Source organism: Chroococcidiopsis thermalis PCC 7203, assembly GCF_000317125.1.
Lineage (GTDB): Bacteria > Cyanobacteriota > Cyanobacteriia > Cyanobacteriales > Chroococcidiopsidaceae > Chroococcidiopsis > Chroococcidiopsis thermalis.
The window spans coordinates 488339-511691 of the sequence record NC_019695.1 but is presented as its reverse complement, the minus strand read 5'-3'; the positions used below and the strand labels follow the sequence as shown (position 1 = coordinate 511691).

Annotated in this window: 19 protein-coding genes; 7 read left to right on the top strand and 12 right to left on the bottom strand. The window is 48.8% G+C overall.

From position 1 onward, the window contains the following. The first annotated feature begins 8 nt into the window (after nucleotides 1–8). Nucleotides 9–1997 (top strand): precorrin-3B C(17)-methyltransferase, encoded by a 1989-nt coding sequence (cobJ, locus tag CHRO_RS02270; RefSeq protein ID WP_015152554.1) that lies wholly within the window; start codon nucleotides 9–11, stop codon nucleotides 1995–1997. 21 nt (nucleotides 1998–2018) lie between these two features. Then, a complete protein-coding gene (locus CHRO_RS02265) occupies nucleotides 2019–2753 on the top strand; it encodes a class I SAM-dependent methyltransferase (protein WP_015152553.1) in 735 nt (244 codons plus the stop codon). Between the two features lie 106 nt (nucleotides 2754–2859). On the opposite strand, the gene CHRO_RS02260 is transcribed toward CHRO_RS02265, so the two are convergent. Beyond that, nucleotides 2860–3261: a metal-sensing transcriptional repressor gene (locus CHRO_RS02260; protein WP_015152552.1), complete on the bottom strand. Its 402-nt coding sequence runs from the start codon at nucleotides 3259–3261 to the stop codon at nucleotides 2860–2862. 265 nt (nucleotides 3262–3526) lie between these two features. Here CHRO_RS02260 and CHRO_RS02255 point away from each other — a divergent pair, with 265 nt between their 5' ends. Further along, a complete protein-coding gene (locus tag CHRO_RS02255) occupies nucleotides 3527–4735 on the top strand; it encodes an HhoA/HhoB/HtrA family serine endopeptidase (protein WP_015152551.1) in 1209 nt (402 codons plus the stop codon). 80 nt (nucleotides 4736–4815) lie between these two features. Here CHRO_RS02255 and CHRO_RS02250 read toward each other — a convergent pair whose 3' ends face one another. From CHRO_RS02250 to rpsT, 7 genes are all read right to left on the bottom strand, one after another. Beyond that, nucleotides 4816–8862, bottom strand: coding sequence for a DNA-directed RNA polymerase subunit beta' (locus tag CHRO_RS02250; protein WP_015152550.1), 4047 nt, complete (start codon nucleotides 8860–8862; stop codon nucleotides 4816–4818). A 181-nt stretch (nucleotides 8863–9043) separates the two neighbouring features. Then, nucleotides 9044–10921, bottom strand: a complete 1878-nt coding sequence (locus CHRO_RS02245) for a DNA-directed RNA polymerase subunit gamma (RefSeq protein WP_041462323.1) — start codon at nucleotides 10919–10921, stop codon at nucleotides 9044–9046. Then, nucleotides 10918–11067, bottom strand: a complete 150-nt coding sequence (locus CHRO_RS31495) for a hypothetical protein (RefSeq protein ID WP_181824256.1) — start codon at nucleotides 11065–11067, stop codon at nucleotides 10918–10920. The genes CHRO_RS02245 and CHRO_RS31495 overlap by 4 nt, the downstream gene beginning before the upstream one ends. Before the next feature lie 23 nt (nucleotides 11068–11090). Continuing rightward, nucleotides 11091–14393 (bottom strand): DNA-directed RNA polymerase subunit beta, encoded by a 3303-nt coding sequence (gene rpoB, locus CHRO_RS02240; protein WP_015152548.1) that lies wholly within the window; start codon nucleotides 14391–14393, stop codon nucleotides 11091–11093. Nucleotides 14394–14615: 222 nt separating this feature from the next. Continuing rightward, a complete protein-coding gene (locus CHRO_RS34150; protein ID WP_255409909.1) occupies nucleotides 14616–14741 on the bottom strand; it encodes a hypothetical protein in 126 nt (41 codons plus the stop codon). 313 nt (nucleotides 14742–15054) lie between these two features. Continuing rightward, nucleotides 15055–15840 (bottom strand): TatD family hydrolase, encoded by a 786-nt coding sequence (locus tag CHRO_RS02235; protein WP_015152547.1) that lies wholly within the window; start codon nucleotides 15838–15840, stop codon nucleotides 15055–15057. A gap of 69 nt (nucleotides 15841–15909) precedes the next feature. Beyond that, entirely contained in the window at nucleotides 15910–16212 is a 303-nt protein-coding gene (gene rpsT, locus CHRO_RS02230) for a 30S ribosomal protein S20 (RefSeq protein WP_015152546.1), read from the bottom strand. A 196-nt stretch (nucleotides 16213–16408) separates the two neighbouring features. On the opposite strand from rpsT, the gene hisD reads away from it, so the two are divergent. The 4 genes from hisD (at nucleotide 16409) to CHRO_RS29385 (ending at nucleotide 20456) form a co-directional block, all read left to right on the top strand. After that, entirely contained in the window at nucleotides 16409–17752 is a 1344-nt protein-coding gene (hisD, locus tag CHRO_RS02225; protein ID WP_015152545.1) for a histidinol dehydrogenase, read from the top strand. A gap of 116 nt (nucleotides 17753–17868) precedes the next feature. Further along, nucleotides 17869–18297, top strand: coding sequence for a universal stress protein (locus tag CHRO_RS02220; protein ID WP_015152544.1), 429 nt, complete (start codon nucleotides 17869–17871; stop codon nucleotides 18295–18297). Between the two features lie 46 nt (nucleotides 18298–18343). After that, a complete protein-coding gene (gene truB / locus CHRO_RS02215) occupies nucleotides 18344–19246 on the top strand; it encodes a tRNA pseudouridine(55) synthase TruB (RefSeq protein WP_015152543.1) in 903 nt (300 codons plus the stop codon). Nucleotides 19247–19412: 166 nt separating this feature from the next. Then, nucleotides 19413–20456: a cyclase family protein gene (locus tag CHRO_RS29385; protein ID WP_015152542.1), complete on the top strand. Its 1044-nt coding sequence runs from the start codon at nucleotides 19413–19415 to the stop codon at nucleotides 20454–20456. Between the two features lie 145 nt (nucleotides 20457–20601). Here CHRO_RS29385 and psbV2 read toward each other — a convergent pair whose 3' ends face one another. The 4 genes from psbV2 to accD all read right to left on the bottom strand — a co-directional run bounded on the left by psbV2 (nucleotide 20602) and on the right by accD (nucleotide 23339). Then, a complete protein-coding gene (gene psbV2, locus CHRO_RS02205; RefSeq protein ID WP_015152541.1) occupies nucleotides 20602–21090 on the bottom strand; it encodes a photosystem II cytochrome PsbV2 in 489 nt (162 codons plus the stop codon). Between the two features lie 74 nt (nucleotides 21091–21164). Continuing rightward, on the bottom strand, nucleotides 21165–21656 hold the full coding sequence (gene psbV, locus CHRO_RS02200; protein WP_015152540.1) for a photosystem II cytochrome c-550: 492 nt from the start codon (nucleotides 21654–21656) through the stop codon (nucleotides 21165–21167). A gap of 66 nt (nucleotides 21657–21722) precedes the next feature. Beyond that, entirely contained in the window at nucleotides 21723–21920 is a 198-nt protein-coding gene (locus CHRO_RS02195; RefSeq protein ID WP_015152539.1) for a hypothetical protein, read from the bottom strand. 468 nt (nucleotides 21921–22388) lie between these two features. Then, nucleotides 22389–23339, bottom strand: a complete 951-nt coding sequence (accD, locus tag CHRO_RS02190; RefSeq protein WP_015152538.1) for an acetyl-CoA carboxylase, carboxyltransferase subunit beta — start codon at nucleotides 23337–23339, stop codon at nucleotides 22389–22391. Nucleotides 23340–23353 lie beyond the last annotated feature (14 nt).

The window sequence follows — 23353 nt, the reverse complement described above, 5'->3', positions numbered from 1 at the left end:
GGTGAGCAATGCTCACCTTATTTTTATACATCAGTGCTTTAGATCGAAAAATTGTGTTGTTGCAAGATTTTCAACCTTTATGCGCGATCGCGACAACTTCTATTGGCGCGGACAGATTGCGGTCTATTTGTCAACCGAATAATCCAGTCTGGGTTCCAAGGTCTCTGTCGAGTATTGCGGGAGTGCAAGCCTACTCAGGTTCGCTCAAATCTCATGTAGCCGAATTGTGGCAGTCTCACCGCGCCTTCGTTTTTTGTTTGGCAACTGGGGCAGTTGTGAGGATCGTTGCACCTTTATTGCAAAGTAAAGCCACCGATCCGGCAGTTGTGGTTGTCGATGAGGCAGGAAAGTTTGTCGTCAGTTTGTGCGGCGGACATCAAGGCGGAGCAGATCGTCTCACAAAAATAATTGCCCAGCTCATTGATGCAACGCCAATATTAACCAGCGCTTCGACAAGTTTAGGATTACCTGCCGTAGATTTACTAGGCGTTCCCTTTGGGTGGCATAAAGGTAAAGGAGATTGGACGGAAGTGAGTGCGGCAGTCGTCCGTGGCGAACCCGTACAAGTGATTCAAGAGGCTGGTTCTACCTTGTGGCGATCGACAGCTAGCGTTCGGCGATCGCATCTGAGTTTTACCCCATCTCCTGACGCAACAGCCGAAATTTGGATTACGCCACGCCTAATTCAGGACGCACGATCGCGTACGCCTCAAATTCAGTGGCATCCCCGCGTTTTGTGGGTGGGAATCGGTTGCGAACGGGGAACCTCAAGACAACTAATTGAAGCTGCACTTCAACAGGTATGCCGAGAAAATCAACTTGCAGCAGAGGCGATCGCGGGGATTGCTACGATCGACCTGAAAGCTGATGAAGTTGGGTTAGTCGAATTGTGCCACGCCTACGATTTTCCCTTACGGACTTTTCCCGCCGAAATTTTGAGCGCGATTTCTGTCCCTAATCCCTCCCCAGTTGTAGAACGAGAAGTCGGCACTCCTAGCGTCGCTGAAGCTGCGGCTTTGTGCGCTTGTTTAGATCTACCTGAGACAAAGCACCACACGGATTCCGATCGCAACGTCACACCTAAGCTATTGGTTTCCAAACAAATTTTCAAACCCAATACCCCAACTCCCGACTCCAGTACGGGCGCACAGCCGTGCGCCCCTACGACTCCCGATCTCACGGGTGCAGTCACGATCGCGATCGCCCAATCGGAAATCGAATATACGGGTCGTATTGGTAAACTGTTCCTTGTGGGAATAGGACCTGGTGCGATCGAGCAAATCACCCCAGCTGCCAAAAGCGCGATCGCCACGGCTGATGCAGTTATCGGTTACTCTCTCTACATAGAATTGATTGCGGCGTTGCTACAGCCCCAGCAAGTTATCGAAACTTTACCCATTACCCAAGAAAGACAGCGCGCTCAAAGAGCGATCGAACTGGCGCAGTGGGGCTTAACGGTAGCGGTGGTATCTTCGGGAGACTGCGGCATTTACGGTATGGCAGGGTTGGTGATGGAAGAATTGCAAGCAGGAGACTGGGACGGAAACACGCCTCAAGTACAAGTTTTTCCTGGAATTACGGCGTTGCAAGCCGCCGCCGCTCGCGTCGGCACGCCTCTAATGCACGACTTTTGCGCCATTAGTTTAAGCGATTTACTCACCCCTTGGCAAGTTATTGAAAAGCGCTTGATAGCCGCAGCAATGGCTGATTTTGTCACGGCAATTTACAATCCGCGATCGCAATCGCGCGTCCAACAGCTACAAATCGCCAGAGACATTTTCCTACAATATCGCGCTCCAAACACTCCAGTCGCGATCGTCCGTGCGGCTTACCGTCAAGACGAACAAATTTACCTAACAACTTTAGAAAAGTTACTCGATTTGCCCGTCGATATGCTATCTACTGTATTAATTGGTAATTCTAGTACTCGCACCTATGCCAATTGGATAATCACCCCACGGGGTTATTTGGGTTTTGTGCCAGAAATGAAAGAATAACAGACTAGTTACCTTTCTATTATGTCCAAACCAAGCAGCAGCAACTCGAATTCGCCTAGCTTTCAAAGCAGCAACATTTTTCAATCGCAGAATTGGGAAGAAATAGTCAAGCAAGTCGGGTATCGGTTCAACCGACAGTATCAAGGTCAAGATTTGACACTCCCACCAGAAGTACAGGCAATGCCGATATTTCACGAGTGGAAAACTGGTATTCTGGCTGGTAGACTGGCTTCTCCTTTTTGGGAGATGGCTCAACCGCAGAAAAATCAAACTTGCTTAGATATTGGCTGTGGTGTTAGCTTTCTGATTTATCCTTGGACGGAATGGCAAGCATTTTTTTACGGTCAAGAAGTCAGTACAGTAGCGCGGGATACCTTGAATGCTCGCAGTCCGCAGTTGAATTCAAAGTTATTTAAAGGTGTTGAATTAAGACCAGCCCACCAGTTAAACTACGCTCCAGCTCAATTTGACTTAGCGATCGCCACTGGATTTAGCTGTTATTTTCCCCGCGAGTACTGGAGTACCGTCATGGCAGAAGTCAAGCGGGTGCTGAAACCGAATGGTTTTTTTGTCTTCGACATTCTCAACCCCGAAACACCCCTAGCAGAAGATTGGGCAGTTTTAGAAACCTACCTGGGTGCAGAAGTGTTTCTGGAGCCTATATCTGAGTGGGAAAAAACGATAAAAGCTACTGGTGCTAAAATTGTGGCACGGCAAGCAGGGGAATTATTTCAATTGTATAAAGTACGGTTTTAGTACGAGAAGTGAGAAGTCAAAAGTCAAAAGTCAGAAGTCAAAAAATTCAATATCTACGAGCATTTAGCGCTGTGATTCACTGGCACTTTGTTTTTGCAATGCTGGACTAATGCAAAAATCGATCCAGAGCTTTTTTCAATTCATCGATTTCGTCTTCCAAATTTCCTACTCGAGCAGCTCTAGCAATACATTCAGTCAGATGCTCGTCTAAAATCATGCGAGCAACGCGATCGAGCGCTCCGCGCACGGCTGCAATCTGCGTCAATACCTCGGGACAATCTCGGTTTTCTTGCACCATAGTTTTAATCCCGCGAATGTGTCCTTCAATGCGAGAAAGTCGATTGATTACGGCGCGTAGAGATTCTTCACTATGGACGTGAACGTGAGCGTGAGCCGACCCCTGCTCGTGAACGTGACTGTGGCTGAGGTCTAAGTCAGTAGATGGGGAGAGTTTTTCAGTCCTAGCAATTGACGAGGAGCTTTTTGTCAGTTTATCTGTGCCGTTCATGCGCGATCGCACCCGCTAATAGAGTTAGTTCAAATTCTAGCCTAGAGCAATTGAGTCAGTTTCCGCTATCTGCTGCAAGCTTTGCCAAAATATTAGATATAACTTGTCATTGGTCATGAGTCATTGGTAAGTCGTAAGTCGTAAGTCAGAAATTATAGCTTCCCGTACTTTGTTCCCTGACAACTGAGAACTGAGATCGGGAATTCACAAATTGACCAATGACCAATTGACCAATGACATTTCAACTGACTGAGCAATTGATTCTATGCAATTAGGAAAAGTTATGCAGTATATCCGCCAACTCAGTACTTATGTGTTGGCGATTGTTATAGGTGTATTTCTAAGCGGTTGTCTGTGGGTACTACCATCACAAGCAGACCCAGTACCTCAAGCAACTATTTCCCAAGCTGCCACACCAGCAGCCCCAACTCAAAAAGCTGCCATCCAGCCCAACAGCTTTGTAACTGCGGCAGTTAATCGCGTCGGACAAGCGGTGGTACGCATCGATACAGAACGCACGATTACGCGCCGCCTACCCGATCCTTTTTCAGACGACCCATTTTTCCGCCGTTTTTTTGGCGAAAACTTTCCCCAACAATTGCCACCCGAACGTTTACAAGGATTGGGTTCTGGGTTCATTGTCGATTCTAGCGGCGAGATTTTAACCAATGCCCACGTTGTCGCTCAAGCCGATAAGGTGACGGTAACTTTAAAAGATGGGCGTGTTTTGGAAGGTCAGGTGCAAGGTGTAGATGAAGTTACCGATTTGGCAGCGATTAAAGTCAACGGCAAAAATTTGCCCGTAGCACCTTTGGGAGACTCTTCTAGCGTCCAGGTTGGAGATTGGGCGATCGCAGTAGGAAATCCTTTGGGATTAGATAACACCGTCACCCTTGGTATTGTCAGCACTCTCAAGCGTTCTAGCGCCCAAGTTGGCATTCCCGATAAACGGCTAGATTTCATTCAAACTGATGCGGCGATCAATCCTGGTAATTCTGGGGGTCCGCTATTGAACGATCGCGGTGAGGTCATCGGCATCAACACGGCGATTCGCGCTGACGGGATGGGGATCGGTTTTGCAATTCCAATTGACAAAGCCAAAGCGATTAAAGATCGGTTAATTCGAGGTGAGCAAGTCGCCCATCCATATATTGGGGTACAAATGGAAACCCTTACCCCCTCATTGGCAAGGCAAAATAACAGCGATCCTAATTCGGCAATTCAAATTCCCGAAGTGAATGGCGTATTGGTAGTGCGAGTTTTACCCAACTCGCCTGCTGCTGCCGCTGGATTGCGTCGGGGAGATGTCATCGTCCAAGTAGACGGGCAGACGATTACGAAAGCCGAACAGCTACAAAGTTTAGTTGAGGATACTCAAGTCGGGCAGGCGATCCAAGTCAAAGTCCGGCGGGGCGATCGAACTCAACAACTTTCCGTCCGCACGGGCGAGTTGCAAAGCGCTTCGCTCAAATAAGAGATTTTGTTTATCGAGAGGCGAAATTTTGTCTCTTGACAGAAAACGAAAGGGTGGGCATTGCCCACCCTATTTTTTAGTTAGATATCGTCGTCGTCGAAGTCGTCATCGTCATCATCGTCATCATCGTCATCATCCATGTCGCCAGCTGAAGAGTCGTCGATCATCAGATCGTCATCTTCATCCAGGATGGCAGCGTTGCGATCGAAACCGAAGCTATCTCCCATACCCTCTAGGTTATAGGCACGAGCCGTGCGATCGTCGAGGACGACATCCATGGCATCGTCACCATCATCAAAGACGCTGGTTGACATGGTGTCGAAATCGTCAGTACTGGTCGTACTGACTTCTTCGTAGGTGTTAAAACCAGTTCCCGCTGGAATCAAGCGTCCGATGATTACGTTTTCTTTCAGACCCCGCAACCAATCAGATTTACCTTCGATCGCTGCTTCAGTCAGTACCCTAGTCGTTTCTTGGAACGAAGCTGCTGAAATGAAGCTATCCGTATTCAGCGATGCCTTGGTAATACCCAAGAGCATCGGCGTATACTGTGCTTTCGCCCCACCAGTGATGCTCATTGCTTCGTTGACCTGCTCGACTTGCCGCAGTTCGATCAACTCCCCTGGCAACATGGTCGTGTCGCCACCATCGTCGATCCGCACCTTGGAAGTCATCTGACGCACGATCACTTCGATGTGCTTGTCAGAAATATCAATGCCTTGAGACTGGTAGACGGACTGAACTTCATTCACTAGAAATGTCTGAACTCGCTGTAAAGCTTCCAGCGCACTAGCATAGACACCCTCGGCAGCATTGCGATTGTAGAAAATCTCCAGAATTTCATGGGGGTTTGCTGGACCGTCGGTCAGTGGCGTACCTAACTCTATGTGCGCTCCATCAGAGACAATGGCATTTTGCCCAGGTCCAATTGGATACTCGGTAAGATTGCCAGAATCTTCAATCACCTTAATGGCAACAGTTTCATCCTCAATCCGATTGTATTCTACCGTACCGCCAGCACGGGCAAGGATACACGCTTCTTTTGGCTTGCGTGCTTCCAGTAGTTCCTCAATTCTGGGTAAACCCTGAATGATGTCTCCGGTTTTTGCCCGTTCAAAGACCAACAACACTAAGTTATCGCCCCGTTGAACCAGTTCGCCGTCTTCGACTTGCAATACCGCACCGTTACTGACGCGATAAGGGCGACCTGTGCGTACAACCACTTCATAAGCATTGCTAACCAACGCACCATCGCCTGGTTGTTCCTGCTCTTTTTTGTCTCCCGTTGCCTTCTTAATTTCCAGTACTTGCCCGGATTCAGCCACAACTGCTCCCGGAGCGATTTCCATACCTGCTACAACCAAGTCACCAATTTTGACTTGAGGACGTTCTTTGGTTGGAATGGATAGGCGATCGCTTTCTCGCAACACCAGAATGCGGCGAATGGCTTCCGCACCTTCGCGAATACCGCGAATTTCTCCGGCTTCTTTGCACTGAATTGCCGTCCGTGCCACCACTGCACCAGGCGGAATATTCTGCCCGTCTTCTACGAGTAATGTGGTTGAAGTACTGCCTTGGGTAGCATCGGCGGCTACGTCGCGGCGGATTGTTAGAGACTCCAAAATTACCAACTGCAAGCGCTGGAGTTCGGGATCTTCTGCATCGGGAATCAATTCGATATCTGCCACCATTGGCGAACTACCGTGTTCTCCGCTCGTGTCTTGCTCGATTTCCAAGACCAATTGCGTCCGCAGCAGTTCTACTCCTTCAATCGACTTCACCCGCTCGGAATCTTTAAAAGCAATACGCTGCATCGATCGCAACTCAATCCGGCGACCCGATTGGTTAACGGATTGCGTGCTGGGTACGGGTGGAACATCTGGTACGGCATATTCGATTGCGGGACGTAGCAGTAAGGCTGGACCTTCAGGCGATTCGACATACTCGATATAACGCAGTTCGGATAGGGTATGTCCTGGGACGATTTCTTCTCCAGGCTGACCTAAAGTTCCGTCTCTGCCGAGTGCTGCTTCTGGGTCGTCTAACATCAGCAATTCCCCTGGCTTCACCACCAGTTCGCGCAAAATGTCATTCTTCTGAGTCACGGTGACAACGCCGCTATTCTGGCAGAAGATATCCTTTACGACTTCCGTACCCGCTTCGACATACGTGCCGTCCTCGACGATTAGCAGGGAGATATCCTTATTGACTTCGTGAGATTCTTCAGGAATCCACAACAAAGTTCCACCCTTGACGACTTCGTAACCTTGCTTTGCCTTACCTTTTTTCCCGATTTCTACCCCAGCAAATTTGACAATTCCACCAGTAGCAGTGCGGTAGCGATCGTCAATTAGCTCTGCAACAACTTGACCGTTTTGCACTTTTGTGCCTGGGGTTGCTAAGAGCGAAAATTGTTGACCGTTATTTGTTTCGATCGTGTAATGCTCGCGACCTTGAAAGCTTTCCGATCGCACGGTAGCCGTATCGAGAACCACAGAGGCAGTAATGATTTCAATTTCTCGCTGCCGCGCCCCATCAGCAGCTTGGGGTAAGCGCACGACACCCCCATGCACGCTGGTCAGTTTCATCTGCGCCAAGACGCTATTCGCTTCGACGCGATCGCCGTTGTTGACGCTGGGTTCTGCACCTGGGGGCAAGTTGTAAACTTCTCCCGACAAGATCCAGATCAAGCCGCCTCTAGATGCAGTCGTCGTCGTGTTACCTTGACGGTCGGTCTTTTCCTCGGCGACGACATCCGCAAATTTGACTTCTCCTGCCAAGTCCGAAGCCACGTCTTTCGTAACTTTTTCCGTGTTAACTCTGGTGGTACGGTTGCCAACGGGGACTTCAGCGATTAGTTGTCCAACTGTTACTGTCTGACCGTCATTGACATACACGATCGAACCTTGGTTGACGGGAATATTCACTTTGCTGCCATTGGCAAGCTCCAAAGTCAGCGCCCCATTGTTTTCCGCCATCAGCGCGTCTTCTCCGTGGCGGGTTCTAAACGGACGATTGCGGAGATTGCGCGGCATCCGAATCGTACCGTCTTGTTCTGCCCGTGCTTGTCGCGCTACTTCTCCGGTAAATACGCCGCCCGTGTGGAAGGTACGCATGGTTAGCTGCGTGCCTGGTTCGCCAATACTTTGAGCGGCAATGATCCCCACCGCTTCACCCAAATCCACCATTTTGGCGTGCGCCAAGCTCCAGCCATAACAGTGCTGGCAGACCGACCGCGCTGCTTCGCAGGTGAGGGGCGATCGGACCATCACTTCTTCAACGCCTGCTTTGTCTACTGCCTGCGCCAATTCGTCATGAATGGGCTGGTTTCTCTGCACCAACACTTCTTTCGTTTTTGGGTGGATGACATCAACTGCCGCGACTCGCCCCAGCAAACGATTGCCGATCGGAATCAAAGTGCGATCGCCATCCATCATCGGGCGCACGGGAATGGCGCGGGTCGTACCACAGTCAAATTCCCGTACGATCACGTCTTGGGATACGTCTACCAAGCGTCGTGTTAAGTAACCGGAGTCTGCCGTGCGCAGCGCCGTATCTACCAGACCCTTTCTCGCCCCGTAGGACGAGATAATGTATTCGGTAACGGTCAGCCCTTCGCGGAAATTCGTTTTAATTGGCAAGTCGATAATTTCCCCTTGAGGGTCTGCCATCAACCCGCGCATTCCGACCAACTGCCGCACCTGGGCGATCGAACCCCGCGCCCCAGAAATAGACATCATGTGTACCGAGTTCAGCGGATTCGTCCGCTCGAAGTGACTCATTACTTCATCTTTGAGGGCTTCGCTGGTACTGTTCCAAGTGTCGATCACTTTTTGGAAACGCTCGACCTCAGTGATTTCTCCCCGTTGGTAACGCGCTTCCGTGGCTCTAATTTCGGCTTCGGCAGCTTCCAAGAGCGATCGCTTAGAAGGCGGAACCATCAAATCGTCAACGCTAATTGAGATCCCTGCTTTCGTCGCGTAGCGAAATCCTAAATCTTTCAGCTTATCTGCCATAACTGCCGTGCGAGCAGTGCCGTAAGTCGTGAACGACCAAGCAATTAGATTTCTCAGCTGGCTTTTACCAACTACGCGGTTGCGAAAAATAAATTCCTTACCGTCTGCCATGTTTTTAGTGAGTAGTGAGTAGTGAGTAGTGCGTAGCGCGTGATGAGTGGGGAATCGTAGGGGCGGGTTTTTTGAAGATACCTGTTCTGGAATAAATCCTTCTGCGGTTGAACCCGCCCTTACAGGGGAAGTGAGTTAATTGCGAATTTTGAAATTTTCCTAGTCCCCAGCCCCCTAATCCCTAGCTGACAATCGAGTCTTGAATTGCTTTGTTGTAAATAATCCGACCAGGAGTTGTCAGGATGAACTGCGACAGCAAATTACCGCTACCATCCTCTCGGACTCGTCGTTCGCGAAAGTGTTTGGTCACGGTGCCGTCACCCTGCTTTTCTACTTTTAAAGGCTCGCTGTCTGGCTTCGCCGTCTCTACTTTGCCGTCGTAGCGTACCCAAACTTTGGCGTGTAGGTCTACTCGCTCTTGCTCGTAAGCTACGATCGCGTCATCGAGCGATGCAAAGTAACTGCCAGCGCCACGATTGTTGTTGGGATTTTCGGCAGTTAAGTAGTAACAGCCCAAAACCATATCTTGGCTGGGAGTAATAATCGGTCTGCCTGTTGCTGGAGACAGAATATTGTTAGAAGCTAGCATCAACAATCTTGCTTCTGACTGCGATTCCAGGGACAGAGGCACGTGAACCGCCATCTGGTCGCCATCAAAGTCAGCGTTGAACGCCGGACAGACCAAAGGATGGAGCTGAATGGCACGACCTTCTACCAAAATTGGCTCGAAAGATTGAATCCCCAAGCGGTGAAGCGTTGGAGCGCGGTTGAGCAGGACTGGGTGTCCTTCAATCACCTCTTCTAAAACGTCCCACACGCTGGGGTCATTGCGCTGAATCAGTTTTTTCGCAGCTTTAATATTGTTGACAATTCCACCGCGAATCAGACGATGGATCACAAACGGCTGGAATAGCTCGATTGCCATTTCCCGTGGCAAACCGCACTGGTGAATTTTAAGTTTGGGTCCGACGACGATTACCGAACGTCCTGAATAATCAACCCGTTTGCCGAGCAAGTTTTGGCGGAAGCGACCTTGTTTCCCTTCGATAATATCCGATAAGGATTTCAACGGACGATTGTTTGCGCCTACCACCGTGCGTCCCCGCCGACCGTTATCGATCAAAGCATCGACGGCTTCTTGCAGCATCCGTTTTTCGTTACGGACGATGATTTCAGGAGCCAAAATCTCTTGCAAGCGCGCCAAACGGTTGTTCCGGTTGATTACGCGACGATACAGATCGTTTAAGTCGGACGTAGCAAATCGTCCGCCGTCGAGCTGTACCATTGGGCGCAAGTCTGGGGGAATTACCGGAATATAACTCATTACCATCCACTCTGGTTTCGAGCCAGTGGCGATAAAGTTATCGATCACCCGCAGCCGTTTGATCAGTTTTGCCCGTTTCTGTCCTTTTGCCGTACCAATTTCTTGCCGCAGCGTTTCTGCTTCTGGTTCCAGTTTGATATCCGAGAGCAAATTCGCTAATGCCTCAGCTCCGATTCCTACTTCTATACCTTCTAGGGTAGAATCTTCGCTGTAAAGTTGGTCTTCAATCTCAATCCACTGGTCTTCGCTGAGCAATTGTTTGTAAGTTAAAGTCTCGGCGTTGCCTGGTTTGAGGACGACATAAGCGTTAAAGTAAACAATTTGCTCGACATCCCGTAAGGGCATATCTAACAAAATCGAAATATAACTAGGAATACCCTTGAGATACCAAACGTGGGCAACTGGAGCCGCGAGTTTGATAAAACCCATCCGGTGGCGGCGGACGCGGGATTCCGTAACTTCCACACCGCAACGCTCGCAAACAATGCCCCGATGCCGGACGCGCTTATACTTGCCGCAGTGACACTCCCAATCTTTCGCCGGACCGAAGATTCGCTCGCAAAATAGCCCGTCCATTTCTGGCTTGAGCGTTCTATAGTTAATTGTTTCTGGCTTTGTCACCTCGCCCACCAACTGACCGTTAGGCAAGGTTCTTTCTCCCCAGACCCGAATCCGGTCAGGCGAGGCGATCGCAATTTTTACGTAGTCGAACTGATTTGATAATCCTGGTCTCATATTTGAGGGGTAAGGGAGTAGGGAGTAGGGAAGCGGGCAGATGGCGAGGTTTCCAAGCGGGCGGAAGCGGAGGGAACCTCCGCATTGGAGCCGCGTTCGCCATCGGAGCCGCGTAGTAGGGAGTAAGGAGTAAGGAGTAGGAACACCACTCATCACTCACCACTCACCACTAAATTTCTTCTTCTTCCAACGATTCGCGACTGAGAGATTCGTAGGTAGGACGGGAAGGAGTGCGGCGACCAGCCGGATCTGCCATCAGATCCACTTCGACATCAGAGGTACTGCCGTCAGTTTGAGTTTCTACCTTATGCACGGCAATATCTAGCCCCAAAGATTGCAACTCTCGCATCAATACCTTGAAAGATTCGGGCGTGCCAGGTCGAGGGATAGCCTTGCCTTTGACGATCGCGTTTAAGGCTTCGTTCCGTCCTTGCATGTCGTCGGATTTCACCGTTAGCAGCTCTTGCAGGGTATAGGCAGCGCCGAATGCTTCCAGCGCCCACACTTCCATTTCGCCAAATCGCTGACCGCCTTGCTGCGCCTTTCCACCCAAGGGTTGTTGCGTCACCAAGGAGTAAGGACCTGTTGAACGAGCGTGAATCTTGTCGTCTACCAAATGTACCAGTTTCAGCATGTAAGCCATCCCAATCGTGATCGGGCGATCGAATGGTTCTCCCGTTCTGCCGTCGAATACTTGGATTTTCCCCGGATTTTCTGGGTCGTACATCCAATCTTGAGCGGTGTCTTCTCTGGCTTGCGTCAATTTGCCGTGAACGATCGATCGCGATGCTTCTTCACCAAACATTTCATCGAATGGAGTTAGCTTAAACCGCAGACCCAAGTTAGCCCCCGCCCAACCTAAGAGGCACTCAAACACTTGTCCCACATTCATGCGGGAAGGTACGCCCAATGGATTCAGCACGATGTCAACGGGTCTGCCGTCTGGCAAATATGGCATATCTTCTAAAGGCAAAATGCGAGAAATAATTCCCTTATTGCCGTGTCGTCCTGCCATTTTGTCGCCAACTTGGATCTTGCGCTTTTGAGCGACATACACGCGGACGACCATGTTAGCGCCAGGGGGTAGTTCGTCCCCCTGTTCGCGGGTAAACACGCGCACGTCTACTACACGACCTTTTTCGCCGTTGGGTACGCGCAGCGAGTTATCGCGTACATCCCGCGCTTTTTCACCGAAAATTGCCCGTAGCAGTTTTTCTTCTGGTGGTTGGTCAGATTCACCTTTGGGGGTAACTTTGCCAACTAAGATATCGCCCGATTCTACCCAAGCGCCAACGCGGATAATTCCTTGTTCGTCTAACTGTCTCAGGGCATCTTCCCCAACATTGGGAATTTCGCGGGTAATTTCTTCGGGTCCGAGTTTGGTCTGTCGTGCCTCAATTTCATACTTTTCAACGTGAATTGAGGTATACAGGTCTTCCTGTACCAACCGTTCCGAGATCAAAATTGCATCTTCGTAGTTGTAGCCTTCCCAAGGCATATAGGCAACTAAAATATTTTGTCCCAGAGCAATTTCACCGCCCTCAGTTGAGGAACCATCAGCAATTACCTGTCCGGCAGCAACGCGATCGCCTTTACGGACGAGCGGGCGCTGGTTGAGACAGGTATCCTGGTTGGAGCGCTGGTATTTGGACATTTGGTATTCAATTTCGCTCCCATTAGCAGCACGGACGCGAATGCGGGTGGCATCGATATAACTGACTTCACCATCAGTACGGCTGATGATTACCATCCCAGAGTCCCGCGCTGCTTGTGCTTCTAGCCCCGTCCCAACTAAGGGTCGCTCCGGTTTGAGTAAGGGAACCGCTTGCCGTTGCATGTTAGAACCCATCAGGGCGCGGTTAGCGTCGTCGTGTTCCAAGAACGGGATCAAGCTGGTGGCAACAGAGACGATTTGTACTGGTGTCACCTGCACGTAGTCCACTTGGTCGGGGGTGGTGGTGGTGAAGTCTTGGCGGTAACGCACGGGGACTTGAGCGCCCAGCAAGTTACCGTGTTCGTCGATCGGCACGTCCCCAGGTGCGACGCGAAAATCGTCTTCCTCGTCGGCTGTCATGTAAATAGGAGCGCCATCGTACAAGACTCGCCCGTTTTTCACTTCGCGGTAAGGCGTTTCTAAAAAGCCGTATTGGTTAACTCTGGCGTGGGTTGCCAAAGAACCAATCAGACCCGCGTTGGGACCTTCTGGAGTCTCAATCGGGCAGATACGCCCGTAGTGCGAGGGGTGAATATCTCGCACGGCAAAACCCGCCCGTTCTCGCGTCAATCCGCCAGGACCGAGGGCTGAGAGGCGGCGCTTGTGAGTCAATTCTGCTAAGGGGTTGGTCTGATCCATAAACTGTGACAGTTGGCTGGAGCCAAAAAACTCCTTAATCGCAGCGACCAGGGGTTTGGGGTTGACCAATGAAGTCGGGCTGAGGTTATCTGTATCCGAGACGGTCATTCGTTCGCGGATAATCCGTTCTAAGCGGTTTAAGCCGACGCGGACTTGGTTTTGCAGCAACTCGCCGACGCTTCTGACTCGTCTGTTGCCCAAGTGATCGATATCGTCGGTGTTACCCATGTCGAACTCTAAGTTGATCAGGTAGTCGATCGCTGCCAAAATATCTGTTGGTGTCAGTACCCGCGTCGTATCGGGGATCGATAAGCGCAGCTTTTTATTCAGTTTGTACCGTCCGACGCGCCCTAAATCGTAGCGCTTGGGATCGAAAAAGCGCGAGTCGAGGAGCTGTTGACCGCCCAATACCGTTGGTGGTTCGCCAGGACGTAGCTTTTTGTACAATTCCATCAGGGCTTCTTCTTCAGAAAACTGCCCTTCTTTTTCGATCGTTTTTTGGAAATATTCTGGGTGACGCAGGGCATCAAAAATTTCATTATCTGTCAGGGCAAGTGCTTTCAACAAAATTTGCGCCGACAGTTTACGAGTTTTATCAATGCGTACCCAAACTAAATCGTTCCGGTCGGTTTCAAATTTCAGCCACGCGCCTCGGTTAGGAATCAAACTGGCGCTGTAGGTGCGACGACCGTTTTTGTCGAGTTCCGATTTGTAGTAGACTCCAGGCGATCGCACGATTTGATTGACGATTACCCGTTCTGCGCCGTTAATAATAAACGTACCGCGATCGGTCATGAGGGGCAGGTCGCCAATAAAAACCTCTTGTTCTTTAATCTCGCCTGTCTCTTTATTGATCAAGCGTGTCGGTACGTACATCTGTACGGCATATGTAGCATCGCGACGCTTGGCTTCGTCTACATCGTATTTAGGCTGTTTGAGTTTATAATTTTGACCTAGTAAGTGCAGTTCTAATTTGCCCGTGTAGTCGGTAATTGGTGAGAAGCTGTTGAGTTCTTCAATTAAGCCTTCTTCTAAAAACCACCGAAAACTAGCTTTTTGAATTTCGATCAAGTCGGGCAGCAAGTAGGAGGTAGATTCTTTAGATATCTCTGTAGTCATGCGTCTTGAAGCTCGCTAGTGAAAGTGTTTGGCGGATCGTCTCGAATTCGGAATTGTGAATTCGGAATTCGGAATTGTTATCTCACCCACGCTATTTCCTCGACTGGGTGTAATCCCAAGACTGGAATGGAGTTATAAATGTGGGGGAGGGATTGTCGATGCTATGCATCTTCTGGTTTTCCGTGAATGAATCTAGAGGCTTGTACCGTATACCATATAGTTCTAAATTCCGAATTCTTTTACGAGAGTCGTATTTCTAAACTGTTCTCGAGCCATCAAGCAGACAACAGCTAAACGATCGCCGTTGACGGAATTTCCCGTTGAGGCGATCGCGTAAGCAAAAATCAAAAGTGTTCTGAGTCAGGAAACCAAATACTTGACAGTTACAAGAAAACAGCAGTCTATTCTGGCTCATTAGATCGTAGGGACGGCAGATTCCGGTTGCTACAGCGAAAGAATAATTTCTCTTATTTTCTCACCTATGTTTTGTCAAGGGGTAAGAGCAAAAATTTACGTTGAGGCGGCGTAATGATGTATATTCCCAACTTTTGTGCGGTGGGCTAAAAAATTGTTTCATACATGCTCCTTAACCATTATGGCGTTTTTAATATACCTATGACAGCAGGTGTAGCGAATCCGAGCCGTTGTTCTCATCGCTAATTCACGCCGACAAACCGAATAGTTGACAAGCATTAGCCGTTGTTTGAGCTGCAATCTCTTCTAGTTCAACCCCGCGCAGGTGAGCCAGAAACTCAGCAACATGCCAGACGAAAGCCGGTTCGTTGCGCCGCTCTTTTCGCTTGGGAACTGGAGCCAAAAACGGACAATCAGTTTCAATCAACAGGCGATCGCTGCTTACCATCTGTGCTGCTGTTTGAACGGTACGAGCATTCTTAAACGTGACAATGCCGCTGAAACTTATATAAAACCCCAAATCTAGAAACCAGGCAGTTTCCTCTGGAGTTCCGCTCCAGCAATGCATGACCCCGCGAATTTTCTCGCCGTGACGCTGCTTCATCGACTGTAATATCTCTCTAACTTGTGCGGCTGCTTCCCGACAATGGATAATAACAGGTAAGTTGAGGGTAGCTGCGATCTCCAATTGCGCTTCAAATACTTCTCGCTGTTGCTCTTGGTTTTCTGCTTTATAGAAATCCAGTCCCATCTCGCCGATTGCCACGACTCGATCGTTACTACACGCCAAGGACAAAATTTCTGTTGACATACTCTCCGTCCATTTGTGGGCATCTAGTGGATGTAACCCCACGGCAAAGCTGACTTCAGGAAATTGCTGCGCGATCGCGCTGATGCTGGCAAATTCTGCTGGTTCGACACAGGAATGAACCAAGTGTACGACTCCTGCTGCTTGCCATCGCGATCGCACGGCTGCCAAATCCGGTTCAAACACGTCGAAGTTGAGATGTACGTGAGAGTCGATCAATTGCATAACTAGGGAGTAGGGATTCGGGTCGTAGGGAGTAGCAAGTACTTAAAACCAGCCACCAGCCACTAGCCACTAACCACTAGTTTTAGCCATTTCGTACTGCTTGAGTTGCTTAGCCAGACGGGATTTTTTCCTAGCTCCATTATTACGATGGAGTACGCCCCGCTTTACGGCTCGGTCGATTTTGCTGTATGCTGCCGACATCCGTTGTTGGACTTCTTGCTTCAGCTCTGGAGTAGGATTGGCGGCGTAAGCTTCCAGAGTACTGAAATACTTTTTCATCAGCGTTTTGACTGCTGAGCTATATGCTTTATTCCGCAGCCGATTACGCTCGGCAATTTGAACGCGCTTGATAGCAGACTTTGTATTAGCCACAGTTAAGTTAGGGAACGTAAATTAGACAAAATCCTAGATGTACTAATATAGCACCTAGATTGACAAGATTGCGATTCTACTAAAAATCCAGGTTAAGCTAGAGAAGCAAGAACAAATAAACCATAATCGCCGTCAGGCGGATATAGTATAGTTTTGTTCCCCAGCAGGCAATTCCTAGATTAGCATCCCGAACTCCATGCTGCGAATCATCACTCAGCAGGCTGAGGTAAGAGCCGAACTCCAGCGGATCTGCGATCGCACCCACGACGAACAAGTGGCTCATAAGGAAGCGACGGTTCGGGAGGTGCTTCAGACCGTGAAGCGCCAAGGAGACCGCGCCTTAATTCACTACACTGAAGAATTTGACCAACAAACGCTGAAACCAGAAGACCTGCGCGTGAGCGGCTCGGAACTGGATGCGGCTTACCAACAGGTGTCTCAAGAATTACTCAGCGCTATCCAGCTCGCCTGTCGGCGGATCGAGGCATTTCACCGCCAGCGCGTCCCTAAATCTTGGGTACATTTCGACGAGGACGGGGTGGTATTAGGTAAGCGATACACCCCAGTGGATAGCGCGGGGCTGTATGTCCCTGGAGGGCGAGCTGCCTACCCCAGTACGGTGTTGATGAACGCAATTCCAGCAAAAGTGGCTGGGGTGAAGCGCTGTGTCATCGTCACTCCGCCAGGGATGGGAAAAACCATGAATCCGGCGGTGCTAGTGGCGGCTCAGGAGGCAGGAATTGAAGAAATTTATCGCGTCGGGGGAGCGCAGGCGATCGCGGCTTTGGCATACGGTACGGAAACACTGCCGAAAGTCGATGTGATTACGGGACCTGGTAATATTTACGTGACGCTAGCGAAAAAACTCGTCTACGGTACGGTGGGAATCGATTCTTTAGCCGGACCTTCGGAAGTCCTAATTATTGCCGACGAACAGGCTAACCCCGTCCACGTTGCTGCCGACTTGTTAGCCCAGGCAGAACACGACCCAATGGCAGCGGCAATATTGTTAACGACAGATGCGAGTTTGGCTAAGCAAGTTCAAACAGAAGTCGAGCGCCAGTTAGTCAATCACCCGCGCCGGACGCTGACGGAAAAAGCGATCGCCCACTATGGTTCGATCGCAGTCGTGGACTCGCTCAATACTGCGGCTCAACTATCGAACGAGTTTGCCCCCGAACACCTAGAATTAGAAGTAGCCGATCCTTGGGCGCTGTTAGAGCAGATCCGCCATGCAGGAGCGATTTTCTTGGGTAATTCTACCCCTGAAGCTGTAGGAGACTACTTAGCCGGTCCCAACCACACGTTACCTACTTCTGGTGCTGCTCGTTATGCTTCCGCTTTGGGGGTAGAAACTTTCCTCAAACACTCTAGTGTGATTCAGTACACGCCGGAAGCACTCCAAAAAGTTGCAGGGGCAATTGATACCCTCGCAACAACCGAAGGACTGCCTTCTCACGCTGATTCTGTGCGGTTGCGAATGCAAGATTTGCAGGCGGGAGATTGGCAAATCGGAACTGGTGAAAAGGATGGACAGTGACCAGCGAACAGTGACCAGTAAACAGTCACCAGTGACCGCGCACCACGATTTACTGAGAACTGCGAACTGAGAATTGATACCTGATAACTGGTAACTGTAGTATGGGAGGTTTGGCGGTGCTAAAGACGATTTTAGTGGCTCTTGACGGTTCGGAAATTCAGGAACGAGTGATTCAGAGTTTGGAAGAACTGCAACTCCAGCAGACGACAAAGGTGGTTCTCGCGCATGTCGTCCCTGCGGTCGAGTTAAGTCAAGAAGTTGTCAGCGATCGCCCCCAAGCCGTAGCGGAAGGACTACCCTATTTACAAATAGAAAAGCAACTGCAATCTTACCAAGCAAAAATACCAGGAGAAAGCATCATCGAGATCGTTACGGGCGATCCTGCTGAAGAAATTATTCGGTTAGCAAACATTTATCAAGCTGACCTAATTGCGATCGGCAGTCGCGGCTTGACTGGAGTAAAACGAATCATTCAAGGTTCTGTTAGCAGTCAAGTTGTGGAAAATGCTCCTTGTTCTGTATTAGTAGTCAAACCTGCTAGGTAAGAGCAGTCGTAAGTCGTAAGTCACTAAAATAACTGACAACTAATTCGTGCAAGGATTTATTAATTTAAACAAACCGCTAGGATGGACTTCTCATGATTGCGTGGCGCGGGTCAGGCGATTGTTGCATACGTCGCGGGTAGGGCATGGAGGTACGCTAGATCCTGCGGCTAGTGGCGTTTTGCCGATCGCAGTTGGCAAAGCTACGCGGTTATTACAGTTTTTGCCTCAAGATAAAGCTTATCGAGCTACGATTCAACTTGGCATCACAACCACAACTGACGATTTAGAAGGAGAGATCCTGACTTCCCAGCCAGCAACAGATCTAAGCCTAGAGCAGATCGTTCCAAGATTAAAACAATTTCAAGGCAAAATCGTCCAAATACCACCCAAATACAGCGCCATCCAGGTAGGGGGAAAGCGGTTGTATGACCTAGCACGAGCAGGAGAGGAAGTAGACGTGCCAGAGCGCACGGTAGAGGTATATAAGATCGAAATTTTAGATTGGCAAGCCGGAGATTTTCCCAAATTAGAAGTAGCGATCGCTTGTGGTGCGGGAACGTATATTCGGGCGATCGCGCGGGACTTAGGTGCGGCGTTAGGTACTGGTGGAACGCTAGCAGCATTAACTCGTACTCGTAGCAGCGGTTTTGAAATTGCTGCAAGTCTCAGTTTAGATGAATTAGCCACACAGATAGAGCAAGGCACATTCGAGCCTATTCCTCCTGCTAAAGCTTTACAGCATCTTCCTAGCGTTAATTTATCTGAGCCAGTTGCGCGTAAGTGGTGCTTGGGTCAAAAAATTCCCTACCCAGAAGTTCCCGTTACCATGACAAACGATACTTGTTTACGAGTTGAAGATGAGGGCGATCGCTTTTTGGGTATCGGGCGTTTAGTTCAAACGGATGATGTATGTTTGTTAGCTCCTCAAATAGTTTTTGTTCCCTCATAGTCGGCGATCGATTATCAGTTATCAGTCTACCCTGGGCTTAAACTTTAGATATCTCTATGAGGAGATTGAGAACTACTTTTAGAAACACGGTATTTTTTCAAGATATATGGAATAATCTAGCTACTCTAATACAGAGTTACTGCGTTATCTAAATCAGCTAATTTTTATGAAGCGATATCTGTTTTTGATTGGGATATTGATTCTTTCTGCTGGCGTAATTCTGACTCACTCGTTTGTGGTAGCCGCTACAACTCAGCCACAACGAGTCAGTTCTGTGACAAGCGATCGCATTGCCCTTGATGAAGGGGTAAACAATGAAAACAACTTTTTTGCCTCTCTGCCTGTTTTGACAAAACAAGAGAGTCGGGCGAAAAATCGTCGAAAAGCTTTCGATAGACTGATTGAATCGGTGAGTGCAGCTAGAATAATTGAACTGAATTTCACTTGGGATACTAATTCGCCGTTGTTTCCGACAAATACCCCTTACTCAATTAGTCTATTAGCGAGACACACTCAGACTTTTGGTACGGTTTCGGGTGGGATTGGCTTTGCCACAGATAAGATGGATTTTAGCGGACAACATGGCGCACCCACTATCGATGCGATCGGTCATATTTCAAATAATCTCAAGCTATTTGGGGACATAGATGCTGCAACTAGCGAAAGCGATCTGGGACTGACAAAGCTAGGAGTCGAAGCCTACCCGAAAGAGCAGTTTGTCAACCGAGCAGTTTTACTGGATGTTGCCCGTTTCAAAGGAGTGGAGACACTTGCAGCGGGACAGGAGATTACTGTCGCAGACCTAGAAGCAACGGCGCGAGCGGAAGGAGTTGAAATTCAATCGGGTGACTCAGTATTAATTAGGACTGGCTATGGGAAGTTTTTCAACACCGAACCGACAAAGTTTTCAGAACCTCTTCCAGGTCCAGGCGAAGCAGCGGCTCGTTGGCTGGCGAAGAAGAAAGTTTTTCTGGTAGGGGACGATCAGTTAGTCTTTGAGGTGCTTCCCGCCACAGGAACGGTCTTTCCAGTGCATCGCACGCTAATTGCAGATAACGGAATCTACATTGTAGAAAATTTAAATCTAGAAGAGTTATCACAAGCATTGGCTCAAGAGGGCGTTTACGAGTTTCCTTTAGTCCTGAATCCACCTAGAATCAGAGGTGCGACAGGAGCTGCAGTTAATTCGTTTGCAATACTACCGCGTTAAGCAGTTCATATCGACAATCTGCTGATTCCAACAATAAGGGGCATTGCACCGCTACTGTAAAGCGGACACAACACCCCTTATACTGCCTATGTTTAGATTTTTCCTGTCTTCTTTTTTTGTCTTCTGTCTCCTGGCTTCTACAAAATTAGAAGGTTTCTGTACCCCAGCCAGGAGCTTTTTTGGCTGCTGTCAAAATAAAAGCTGCTAGATTTTCCACTTGTGCTTGTGTCAACCAGCTTTCAGGGACTTCGCGACACCAGTAAGTTTCCTCGCTGCCGTCGTAAGTCATTGGTTTACGCATATAAGCAACTAAACCGTTAATATTGTCCCGCGATGGCATAGCTCCTTTCAGCTTTTCCAAAGAGAGTGAAACTTCTGGAAAAGATATGGTGCTACCACCGACGTGACAAGTCTGGCAGCTTTGTGAAAAAGACTGCTTCCCTTGGGATATTTCTTCTGGTGAAAACGAACGAGTCTCGCGATCGCTCACTTCCAAATCGATTGGCTCAGTGACATGTAAATACCGAGCCACGTAGGAGTCAATCGCAGCTTGAGCAGGAGTACTTGGCAGCAGTAGCACTCCCAGGCAAACTATGAGAGAAAAAAACAGACAGCCAAACAAACGATAGGTCATTGGTTCATGGTCAATGGTTAACAGTCATGAGTCACCAGTTTATGGCAAACAACACGCGACAAATGACAAACAACTTAATAATAGATTTTGCCGCCTCCCCACTTGTCACCCAAAATCTTTGGTTGAAGCAGAACATGTCCGGCGATCGCTGTTAAGTCCTCATCCCGTAAATTTCTCATCGCTGGGTAAATATCCGCACTCTTGATACTGGGATGGATTTCGGCGATTTCCTCCTCTCCGTCATAGGTAGTAGGATTTTTCATATAATCCACCAACCCTTCAATGTTGTTGCGGGATGGAGAAGCTCCGGCTAGACTTTCCGGGTCTAGCCCGACGTTTTGGTTAGTCTTGGTTACACCACCAACGTGACACTGAGCGCAGGCGTAGTTAAATAGGCGTTTGCCTTCCTGCACCTGTTTGAGGCTCAGTACTGTAGTGTCACCACTGTCATTCAGTGGCACTGTACGGATAGCTTCGCTCATCTCAACTGCGGCGGCGCTGCCAACAACTAGCCCAAATGCTAACATCACAGTCGCCATTACTAGCCCGATTAATCTTTTGAACATGGTTCTCCTAAAATTTGGACGCTCAACACAGCACTTGTTCCGGTTTGCTCAATCTCTAGTTCGATTTCACTGACGATCGCTAGCCTCAGAGCTTTGCCTTTGAGACAAAATTTGACTGATAACTGCCTTAGCATCTTCCAAAGCTAGACGGGTCTGAGGATTTTTATAAGCTATTCCCAAGCGATCGCACAAAACCATGACCTCCACTGCGGGAAGGTTATAGTCCGCTGCGATTTCTGCAATGGACAAATCGGCAAAACCCATAATGAACGATTGTTTAGAAACAATTAGAGATTGAGACAGACGCTCTAATTATGTATGAATACCATGTCACTGCACAATTTGTTTCCTAAACCTGGAAGAAGAAGGGACTGAGAACTAGAGGCTAGGGGCTAGGGAAAGACGGATTTATGAATTTTATATGAAGAATTGTAAATTTACTGTTAAAAGTTTCCACTAGCAAACTCTGTGGCTAGACGAGACAGAAAACTTTGCTTCTGCCGTTATGCAGAACAGCAAAAACAAATAGCCCTTGAATCACAGCATCTAATATTAGTAGAATTGCGCAGCTTTAATGCACAGAAAACCCTTCGCAACCGCTTGCCAAGGTTTTTGACTTCTGTACGGGCGGATTTAGCCATAGAATTATTTGTTCTTTCGTAGATATCTTGAAAAAACCCGCCCCTACGACTTCTGACTTCGCGTGCTAGTCCTTAACCTCTAGACGCTAATTTAGCTAGAAATACTCGAACTAAGAGCTATGCCTTCTAGATGTACCAGATTTGGAGCAGTAGTAAGTGGTTGATGTAGGGCAATCGACTGAGCCAAAGTTTTCTTAAGTTGGGTACGAGGAACGATCGCATCGACGAAACCGTGTTCTAGTACGTCTTCAGCCGTTTGGAAATTATCTGGAAGTTTTTGACGCAGGGTTTGCTCGATCACCCGTCGTCCGGCAAAACCGATTGTTGCTTTTGGTTCTGCCAAGATGATGTCGCCTAACATGGCAAAACTCGCTGTGACGCCGCCAGTCGTTGGATTGGTTAATACTGGAATATATAGCAATTGGGCAGCGCGATGACGTTCTAAGGCAGCAGAAATTTTTGCCATCTGCATCAAGCTGAGCATTGCCTCTTGCATTCTCGCACCACCAGAGGCACAGACAATTACTACAGGATATCGCTTCTGGGTTGCTTGTTCAATTAAACGGGTGAGTTTTTCACCTACCACCGAACCCATACTACCGCCGAGAAAGCGAAAATCCATCACGCCAAGGGCTGCTGGTAAACCGTCAATTTTACCGAAACCTGTTTGCACGGCATCATTTAAACCAGTTTTTTCTTGATATTCCCGCAGGCGATCGCTATAGGCTTTGCGATCGCGAAATTGTAGTGGATCGGCGGGACGCAAATTCTCATCAATTGGCTTCCAGGTGTTGGCATCGATCAACTGGCGGATACGTTCGTTGCTATCTACCCGCATATGATGCCCACATTCCAAACAAACCATTTGATTTGCCATCAAATCCTTGTTGTAAGCCAGAACCCCGCATTCAGGGCATTTATTCCACAATCCATCAGCAATGTCACGCTCGTGCCGTTCTTGACTAATAGAACCAGATTTGCGGCGATTGGCAAACCAGTCAAGTAAAGACATTAAACCGCGAGATTCGTCGTTAGTAGCCATGTTTATCTCGATCT

Coding starts and splice junctions, on each gene's coding strand:
- cobJ (WP_015152554.1), top strand. CDS start 9: ATGCTCACCTTATTTTTATACATCAGTGCTTTAGATCGAAAAATTGTG.
- CHRO_RS02265 (WP_015152553.1), top strand. CDS start 2,019: ATGTCCAAACCAAGCAGCAGCAACTCGAATTCGCCTAGCTTTCAAAGC.
- CHRO_RS02260 (WP_015152552.1), bottom strand. CDS start 3,261: ATGAACGGCACAGATAAACTGACAAAAAGCTCCTCGTCAATTGCTAGG.
- CHRO_RS02255 (WP_015152551.1), top strand. CDS start 3,527: ATGCAATTAGGAAAAGTTATGCAGTATATCCGCCAACTCAGTACTTAT.
- CHRO_RS02250 (WP_015152550.1), bottom strand. CDS start 8,862: ATGGCAGACGGTAAGGAATTTATTTTTCGCAACCGCGTAGTTGGTAAA.
- CHRO_RS02245 (WP_041462323.1), bottom strand. CDS start 10,921: ATGAGACCAGGATTATCAAATCAGTTCGACTACGTAAAAATTGCGATC.
- rpoB (WP_015152548.1), bottom strand. CDS start 14,393: ATGACTACAGAGATATCTAAAGAATCTACCTCCTACTTGCTGCCCGAC.
- CHRO_RS02235 (WP_015152547.1), bottom strand. CDS start 15,840: ATGCAATTGATCGACTCTCACGTACATCTCAACTTCGACGTGTTTGAA.
- hisD (WP_015152545.1), top strand. CDS start 16,409: ATGCTGCGAATCATCACTCAGCAGGCTGAGGTAAGAGCCGAACTCCAG.
- CHRO_RS29385 (WP_015152542.1), top strand. CDS start 19,413: ATGAAGCGATATCTGTTTTTGATTGGGATATTGATTCTTTCTGCTGGC.
- psbV2 (WP_015152541.1), bottom strand. CDS start 21,090: ATGACCTATCGTTTGTTTGGCTGTCTGTTTTTTTCTCTCATAGTTTGC.
- psbV (WP_015152540.1), bottom strand. CDS start 21,656: ATGTTCAAAAGATTAATCGGGCTAGTAATGGCGACTGTGATGTTAGCA.
- CHRO_RS02195 (WP_015152539.1), bottom strand. CDS start 21,920: ATGGGTTTTGCCGATTTGTCCATTGCAGAAATCGCAGCGGACTATAAC.
- accD (WP_015152538.1), bottom strand. CDS start 23,339: ATGGCTACTAACGACGAATCTCGCGGTTTAATGTCTTTACTTGACTGG.